We start from the raw sequence: 7993 nt of genomic DNA on the forward strand, positions 1-7993 counted from the left end.
GTGACCGGGGGCGGGGGACCCGCCACGCTGGCGCAGTCGATTATCGCCTGCCGCACGGGCGGTCACATCGCGCTGGTCGGCGTCCTGACCGGCTTTGCGGCGGAAGTGTCTATCCCAGCCCTGTTTTCCAACCAGATCCGCATCAGCGGCATTTCCATCGGCAGCCGGGCCGACCAGGAGGATATGATCCGCGCGATAGAGTCCAGCAGGCTGAAGCCCGTCATAGACCGCCACTTTCCGCTGCAGGACATCGCCACCGCCTTCGCGCATTACGAATCCCGAAAGCATTTCGGCAAGGTCTGCCTTGACGTTTGAGCGTCCTCCGCCAGCAGCACGATGAAGGGGACCGCCGGGGCCGCGCCTCGTCGTGATCCTGCCTAGGTCGCGATGTCGTTGACCGGCAGCAGGGGCTTGGGAAGGTCGCTCTCGCCGAGCCCGCTACGCAACTCGATCTCGATGTCGCGGCAAATCTGCGAGATCGGAACGTCGTTGGCATTGCCCTCGAACGGGTTGGCGCTGCTTTCGCCGACCTGGTCGAGAGACATGTAGGCCCAGCCGAGCAGCGTGCTGAACGGGATCGTCAGCCAGATCGCTATCGACCCGAGCACGCCACCCAGTTTGCCCATATCGGCAAAGACGGGAACGACCCCGAACGGCAACAGTGTGCAGAAGATCATCACGAACATCGAACTGACGATGGCGTATTGCCGGGGATAGGGATTGTTCTTGATGCGATCGCAGCGCGCCTGCTGGTCATGGAAGTCGCGGATCAGCTTGGTCAGTTCGCCATAGATCTGAGGAGGGAGCTTTGTGTCCTTGAACAGCGCATTGACCTGGACAGATTGCAGTTCGAGCAGGGCTATCGCCGGCTGGGGCGATTTCAGGACGTCCTCGGCCTGTTCGGCGAGCAGCGGACGCAATTCGTCGCCGAGCGAGCTCGCATCCTCATGGATACGGTAGCGCCGCCGGTATTCGATATTGGCGGCCCGCGCCATGGACTCCCATGGCATCGGCCGGCGCAGGGAAAAGCGCAATGCCGTCATCCAGGCGATGTGGCGATAGATGAGCTGTCTGGCCGTCGGCGCGTCGAGGAAATCCCTGCAGAAATTGGACCACAAACGGCTGCTGGCCGTAATTTGCGTAAAAGCCTGCAGCGCGTCGCTGCTGCGGGTGAACACCTGCGAATTCTTGAACCCGGCGACGAGTGACACGGTGGTGCCAAGCACCAGCACCACCGACCATGGCACCGAAAACCCGGCGATGCCTGGAAGACGGTAGGCCGCCACGGCCAGACCGCTCACCACCACCATGTAGATGACGCTGCGCCGCGACCACAGCGCGAAATCGATCAGTTTGTAGGAACGGCCTACATACATCGTATCCCCTCAACTCATCGATAGGTCTGGTTTTGCACGGCCGGAATCTGGTCGCCTCATTGTGCCTTTGCAGCCCCGAACCGCAACCCGTCCATCAACAGCTTGACCAGCCGGCGCGAGCGGTCGCGCCATTCGGGGGTGTCGGGCGCTGAATAGATGCCGCCCAGCGCGTGCAGCACGTCGGAAGCGTCGACGTCGCCGCGAATGGTGCCGTCGGCCACCGCCGCCTCGACCAGGCGTCGCAAGGCTTGCGACACCCGGCCGAACGTGTCGGAAAACAGCGTCGAATTGGTGGTGAGCACAATGCGCAGGCTGGTCGCCAGGCCGCGCTTGGTGGCGATGTAGTCGACGAAGCGCTGCATCCACTGTTCCAGCGCGACATCGGACGGATGTTTTTGGGCAAGCTCGCCGGCGGCCGCGCACAGCGCCTCCACCTCACGACGATAGACCACCTCGACCAGATGCTCGCGCGTCGGGAAATGCCGGTAGAGCGTGCCGATGCCGACGCCGGCGCGGCGCGCGATCTCCTCCAGCGAGCCATCGATGCCGCGCTCGGCAAAGACTGACACCGCCACCTCGACCAGCCGGTCGCGGTTGCGCCGCGCATCGGCGCGCAGCGGCTTTGCGTCTACGGCCTCGGCCTTCTGTTCAGCAATGGCGGACGGCTCGCTGGCCAATTTTTTCTCCACATCGTGTCAGGGGGCTTGAATCCGGCAGGGTCAGCCACCACGTAATAAACGGAGGCGCCTCCGTTTTAGTGGAGCACCTTTATCATATAATCAGGGGAACCGGTATGTCACGTCTTTCGAACACGCAAGCCGACATCTCCCCTGCCCGCCTGCCTCGCGGGAGATCCGCCATCTCCGCTTTCGCCGTCAAGACCTGACCCAACGGTTACCTTGCCCTTCTGCGGCAAGGCACCAGTTCAATCCCATCCGCGTCAAGCAACTGGAGCCAGACGCCCATGACCAGCCTTCCCATTACCCTCACCATCAATGGCCACCGACACCAACTGGAGGTCGATCCACGCGTAACCCTGCTCGACCTGCTGCGCGAGCGGCTCGATCTCACCGGCACCAAGAAGGGCTGCGACCGCGGCCAATGCGGCGCCTGCACGGTGCTGGTCGACGGCAAGCGCATCAACTCATGCCTGGCGCTGGCGGTCAGCCATGACGGCGCCCAGGTCTTGACCATCGAAGGCGTCGCCAACGGCGAGGAACTGCATCCGGTGCAGGCCGCCTTCATCGCCCATGACGGCTTCCAGTGCGGGTTCTGCACACCCGGCCAGATCATGAGCACGCTCGGCCTGATCGCCGAGGGCCAGGCCGGCGACGACCCCGAACGCATCCGCGAGGGGCTGAGCGGCAACATATGCCGCTGCGCGGCCTATGGCGGCATCGTCGAGGCCGTCCTGGAAGCCCAGCAACAGCTTGTCAAAGCCGACCGGAGGACCGCGGCATGAGAGACTTCGATTACATCAGGCCCGCCACCATTCCCGACGCCATCGCCGCGGCAGCCGAGCCGGGCTCGGCCTATCTCGCCGGCGGCACCAATCTGCTCGACCTGATGAAAGGCGGCATCACCAGTCCCGAGCGTATCGTCGACATCTCCCGGCTGCCGGAGCTCAACCGCATCGAACGGCTGGACGATGGTGGCCTGCGCATCGGCGCGCTGGTCCGTAATGCCGAGCTTGCTTACGATCCGGCGTTCGCCAAATCCTATCCGGCGGTGGCCGAGGCGCTGCTGTCGGGTGCTTCGGCGCAGCTTCGCAACGCCGCCACCGTCGGCGGCAATCTGTTGCAGCGCACGCGCTGCAGCTATTTCTACGACACAGCCAGCGCCTGCAACAGGCGCGAGCCAGGCGCCGGCTGCGATGCGCTGGGCGGCGAAAACCGCCTGCACGCCGTGCTCGGCTGGAGCGACGCCTGCATCGCCACCCACCCGTCGGATTTCTGCGTGCCGCTGGTGGCGCTCGACGCCGTGGTCGAGATCGAAGGCAAGAAGGGCCGGCGCCATGTTTCGCTGGAGGAATTTCACCGGCTTCCCGGCGAAACGCCGCAGCGGGAGAATGCGCTGGAGCCCGGCGACCTGATCGTGGCGGTGCGCCTGCCGGCGGAGGCTGCCTCCTTCTCCGCCAATGCCCGCTACCTCAAAGTCCGTGAACGCACCTCCTATGCCTTCGCCGTCGTATCGGCCGCGGCAGCGCTTGTCGTCGACGGCGGCAAGATCCGCGCCGCAAGGCTGGCGCTGGGCGGCGTCGCGGCCAAGCCGTGGCGGGCACGCTCGGCGGAAGCCGTCCTGCTTGGCGCGGACGCCAGCGAGGCGACCTTCGCCAGCGCCGCGGACGCTGCCTTGGCCGATGCCAGCCCTTCCGGCGACAATGCCTTCAAGATCGAGCTTGCCCGCCGCATCGTGACCAGGGCGCTGATCTCTGCGCTTTCGGGAACGCCCGAGCGTCTGCCGGCCCTTCCTGCCTCCCCGTTCTCGAACATTCCTGGAGCGCGCCATGACGCTTGAACTCAGCCTCAACCAGCAACCCGCCCATGCCCGGCAAGGCTCCAGCATCGGCCAGCCGCTGACCCGCCGCGACGGCTTTCTGAAAGTCACCGGAGCCGCGCGCTATGCCGCCGACAACCATCCGCCCGGCATGCTCTACGCCGTGCTCGCTGTCTCTAGCATCGCGCGCGGCCGCGTCGCTGCGCTGGATGTCGAGGCGGCCAAGGCACACAAGGGCGTGGTCGAGGTGATGACGCCCAAGAACCGGCCAGCGCTCGCCGCCGATCCGGACGCCAAGGACCATCCCTTCATGTTCCGGCTCGACCTCTTGCAGAACGACCAGGTCCGCTACCCCAATCAGAGCATCGCCGTGGTGATCGCCGAGACGCTGGAGGCGGCGACCGAGGGGGCGGCGCTGCTGTCGCCGCGCTATGAAGTGATGCCGGCGCGCGTTGGCCTCGACGGCGCCGAAAGTATCGTGCCGCGTGCTGTCGGCGTCGGCGGTCCGGCCGTGCAGTACAAGGGCGATGTCGAGGCCGGCCTCAAATCGGCAAAGACGCGGATCGAAGCCACCTACGAGACGCCGGCCCAGTACCACAACGCCATGGAGCCGCATGCGATCGTCGTCGCCTGGGAAGGCGACACACTGTCGATCGACACACCGAGCCAGGGCCTTGCCATGGCGCAGGGCCGCATCGCCGGCCTGTTCGGCATCGCGCCGGAGAACATCCACATCCGCAGCCCGTTCCTGGGTGGCGGCTTCGGCTCGAAAGGCATGATCTCCGGGCCGCAGGTGCTCGGCATCCTGGCGGCGCGTCTCGTCGGCCGTCCGGTCAAGCTGGTGCTGCGACGTGAGCAGATGTACGGGCCGGTCGGCCACCGTGCGCCGACGCGCCAGACGCTGCGCATGGGCATGGATGGCGAAGGGCGGCTGACGGCGCTCGACCATCACGCCAAGACCGCGTCGAGCACGTTCGACGATTTCTTCGAACCGGCGGCGGATGCCTCGCACACACTCTATGCCAGCCCGGCCATCGCCACCTCGCACGATGCGGTGCGGCTCGATACCGGTACGCCGCTGTTCATGCGGGCGCCCGGCGAAGCCACCGGCTCGATCGCGCTGGAGAGCGCTATCGATGAGGCAGCCTACGCCTGCGGCATGGACCCGCTGGAATTCCGGCTGCGGAACTATGCCGAGGTCGAGCCGATGACCGGCAAGCCGTTTTCCTCCAAGGCGCTGCGCGAATGCTACAGGCAAGCGGCCGAGACGTTCGGCTGGGCGAGCCGCCCCATTCAGCCTCGGCTGATGCGCGACGCCGACGGTTTCCTGACCGGCTGGGGCATGGGCACGGCGACCTTCCCGGCGATCATGTTCCAGGCCGAAGCGCGGGCGGTGCTGAGAGCCGATGGCAGCGGCGTGATGGAGACCGGCGCTCAGGACATGGGGCAAGGCGCCTGGACCGCCTTCGCCCAGATCGCCGCCGACGGACTGGGACTGGATATCGACCAGGTCGATTTCAGGGCCGGCAGCTCCGATCTGCCCAATGCAGGCATTGCCGGCGGCTCCGGCCACACGGCGACGGCCGGCATGGCGATCCACAATGCGGGCGCCGCCGTCATCGCCAGGCTCGCCGATCTCGCCACCGGCGACGAGGGCTCGCCGCTCTACGGCGCCGGCAATGAAGGCGTGCTGGCGCGCGGCGGTCGCCTCTATCGGCGCGACGATGAAAGCCGCGGTGAAAGCTACGCCGAGATCCTCACGCGCGCGGGCCTCACCGAGATCGAGGGCCACGGCAAGGGGGCTCCCGACCCGGCGTCTCAGGAGGCCTATGCCAAGCACGCGCATGGCGCCGTGTTTGCCGAGGTGAAGGTCGATCCGGATTTTGGCCAGATCCGTGTCACAAGGCTGGTCGGCGCGTTCGCCGCCGGACGGGTCATCAATCCCAGGCTGGTGCGCAGCCAGTATTATGGCGGCATGATCTGGGGCGTCTCGTTCGCGCTGCATGAGGAAGCCATCACCGACCGGCGCTCTGGCCGGATCCAGAATGCCAACCTCGCCGAATATCATGTCCCGGTGAATGCCGACGTTCCATCGATCGAGGCGTTGCTGGTCCACGAGGACGACCCTCACGTCAACGCGCTCGGCATCAAGGGCGTCGGCGAAATCGGCATCACCGGCACGGCCGGCGCCGTCGCCAATGCGGTCTGGCATGCGACCGGCGTGCGGCCGCGGCGCTTTCCGGTCCGCATCGAGGACCTGCTGGGGTGAGGAGTGGTCCACCTAGCGGATGGGAAGCCAATTGCTTGGCTTCCCGAACGACGAACGGTGAAAGCCCGGTCCGCTTCGGGCGCACCAAAAAGTCCAGTGGACCTTTCTAAGGGGCTGAACGCCCGAAGGCGGGGAGCGGCAGCGAAGGGCCGCACAGCCGGCGCCAGGTCCCCGCCGGCTGCCAAAGATGAAATCAACGACTTCGCGTCAAGCAACTGGAGCCCGACGCCCATGACCAAAACAACGATCCCAGTTCATCTCGACATCAACGGCCGTGATCACGATCTGCAACTCGAGCCGCGCGTCACGCTGCTCGATGCCTTGCGCGATCGCCTCGGCCTGACCGGAACCAAGAAGGGCTGCGACCACGGCCAGTGCGGCGCCTGCACCGTGCATATCGACGGCGAGCGCGTGCTGGCCTGCCTGACGCTGGCCGCACAAGTCGAGGGCCGCACCGTCACCACCATAGAGGGGCTTGCACGGGAGGGCGAAATGCATCCCGTGCAGGCTGCCTTCCTCGAACAGGACGCCTTCCAGTGCGGCTATTGTACGCCGGGCCAGATCATGTCGGCGGTCGCCTGCATCCGCGAAGGCCATGCCGGCTCCGACGAAGAAATCCGCGAGTATATGGCCGGCAACCTCTGCCGCTGCGGCGCCTATCCGCACATCGTCGCCGCTGTCCGCCAGGCAGCATTGGAGGCCGCATCATGAGGGATTTTTCGTATGTGCGCGCCAATTCGCTCGATGCGGCACGCCAGGCGGCCGCCCTGCCCGGCGCCATGCTCTTGGCCGGCGGCACCACGCTGATCGACCTCGCCAAATGCGGCGTCGCCGAGCCCGAGACGCTGGTCGACATCGCTCATCTCAAGGGGTTGGACAGGATCGAGGTGAACGAGCGCGGCGTCACCATCGGCGCACTGGCCAGGATGAGCCATGTCGCCGACCATGCCGACATCAAAAGCCGCTTTCCTGCGGTATCGGAAGCCCTGTGGCAGGCGGCTTCCGCGCAGATCCGCAACATGGCGACCATCGGCGGCAATCTGATGCAGCGCACGCGCTGCCCTTATTTCCGCGACCCGGCGAATTTCCCCGCCTGCAACAAGCGTCAGCCCGGCTCTGGCTGTTCGGCGATCGGCGGCGTTACCCGTGGCCATGCGGTGCTTGGCATCAGCGACGCCTGCATCGCCATGTATCCGGGCGACCTCGCCGTGGCGCTGGTCGCCTTCGATGCGATCGTGCATCTGGGCGAGCGCCACATCCCGGTCGACGACTTTTTCCTGCTGCCCGGCACCACGCCGGATCGGGAACATGCGATCGAACCGGGCGAGATGATCACCGCGATCGAGATCCCCGGCTCGGCCTCTGCCCGGCGTTCGACTTATCTCAAGATCCGCGACCGGCAATCCTATGAGTTTGCCGCCGCGAGCGCGGCGGTCGGCATTGAGTTCGAACCTGACGGCCGAACGATCCGCGATTTGCGCGTCGCGCTTGGCGGCGTCGCGACCAAGCCGTGGCGTGCGCGGGCCGTGGAAAACGCGCTGAAGGGCAAGGTGCTTGAGCCGGACACTGTGCGCGCCGCCAGCCTGCTCGCCGTCGAAGGCTCTGTCGACCATGGCGCCAACCATTACAAGGTCGAACTGGCGCCGCGCGTCGTCGCCCGCGCCATCCGCAAATTGGGAGAGACGGCATGACCGTTCACAACATCAGGCATGGGGATGCGTCCGACGGCGCTTTTGCCGAAGCCGTCGGCGGCCGGCTGTCGCGCATCGACGGCCCGGCCAAGATCACCGGTGCGGCGAAATACGCCGTCGAGCAGCAGCTCGAAGGCCTCGCCTACGCCGTCCTGGTCGAG

At 66.2% G+C, this 7993-nt stretch carries 8 protein-coding genes; 6 read left to right on the plus strand and 2 right to left on the minus strand.

What is annotated here, in order from left to right; translation table 11 throughout:
* On the plus strand, positions 1-315 hold a 315-nt coding region (locus EN991_RS14480; protein WP_164769061.1), incomplete at its 5' end, for a zinc-binding dehydrogenase.
* A 62-nt stretch (positions 316-377) separates the two neighbouring features.
* Here EN991_RS14480 and EN991_RS14485 read toward each other — a convergent pair.
* Positions 378-1376, minus strand: a complete 999-nt coding sequence (locus EN991_RS14485) for a bestrophin family ion channel (protein ID WP_127369005.1) — start codon at positions 1374-1376, stop codon at positions 378-380.
* A 56-nt stretch (positions 1377-1432) separates the two neighbouring features.
* Positions 1433-2053, minus strand: coding sequence for a TetR/AcrR family transcriptional regulator (locus tag EN991_RS14490; protein ID WP_024501664.1), 621 nt, complete (start codon positions 2051-2053; stop codon positions 1433-1435).
* Positions 2054-2340: 287 nt separating this feature from the next.
* On the opposite strand from EN991_RS14490, the gene EN991_RS14495 reads away from it, so the two are divergent.
* The 5 genes from EN991_RS14495 (at position 2341) to EN991_RS14515 (ending at position 7832) form a co-directional block, all read left to right on the plus strand.
* Positions 2341-2838 carry a (2Fe-2S)-binding protein gene (locus EN991_RS14495; RefSeq protein ID WP_013530705.1) on the plus strand — a complete coding sequence of 166 codons (498 nt, stop codon included), beginning with the start codon at positions 2341-2343 and terminating at the stop codon, positions 2836-2838.
* On the plus strand, positions 2835-3893 hold the full coding sequence (locus EN991_RS14500) for a xanthine dehydrogenase family protein subunit M (RefSeq protein ID WP_127369006.1): 1059 nt from the start codon (positions 2835-2837) through the stop codon (positions 3891-3893). The genes EN991_RS14495 and EN991_RS14500 overlap by 4 nt, the downstream gene beginning before the upstream one ends.
* Positions 3883-6141 (plus strand): xanthine dehydrogenase family protein molybdopterin-binding subunit, encoded by a 2259-nt coding sequence (locus EN991_RS14505; RefSeq protein ID WP_127369007.1) that lies wholly within the window; start codon positions 3883-3885, stop codon positions 6139-6141. The genes EN991_RS14500 and EN991_RS14505 overlap by 11 nt, the downstream gene beginning before the upstream one ends.
* 231 nt (positions 6142-6372) lie before the next feature.
* Positions 6373-6852: a (2Fe-2S)-binding protein gene (locus tag EN991_RS14510; protein ID WP_013530702.1), complete on the plus strand. Its 480-nt coding sequence runs from the start codon at positions 6373-6375 to the stop codon at positions 6850-6852.
* A complete protein-coding gene (locus EN991_RS14515) occupies positions 6849-7832 on the plus strand; it encodes a xanthine dehydrogenase family protein subunit M (protein WP_127369008.1) in 984 nt (327 codons plus the stop codon). Before EN991_RS14510 ends, EN991_RS14515 begins: the two co-directional genes overlap by 4 nt.
* Positions 7833-7993 lie beyond the last annotated feature (161 nt).

This window comes from Mesorhizobium sp. M7A.F.Ca.US.005.03.2.1 (genome assembly GCF_003997795.1).
Classification (GTDB): Bacteria; Pseudomonadota; Alphaproteobacteria; order Rhizobiales; family Rhizobiaceae; genus Mesorhizobium; species Mesorhizobium ciceri.

Coding starts and splice junctions, on each gene's coding strand:
- EN991_RS14485 (WP_127369005.1), bottom strand. CDS start 1,376: ATGTATGTAGGCCGTTCCTACAAACTGATCGATTTCGCGCTGTGGTCG.
- EN991_RS14495 (WP_013530705.1), top strand. CDS start 2,341: ATGACCAGCCTTCCCATTACCCTCACCATCAATGGCCACCGACACCAA.
- EN991_RS14500 (WP_127369006.1), top strand. CDS start 2,835: ATGAGAGACTTCGATTACATCAGGCCCGCCACCATTCCCGACGCCATC.
- EN991_RS14505 (WP_127369007.1), top strand. CDS start 3,883: ATGACGCTTGAACTCAGCCTCAACCAGCAACCCGCCCATGCCCGGCAA.
- EN991_RS14510 (WP_013530702.1), top strand. CDS start 6,373: ATGACCAAAACAACGATCCCAGTTCATCTCGACATCAACGGCCGTGAT.
- EN991_RS14515 (WP_127369008.1), top strand. CDS start 6,849: ATGAGGGATTTTTCGTATGTGCGCGCCAATTCGCTCGATGCGGCACGC.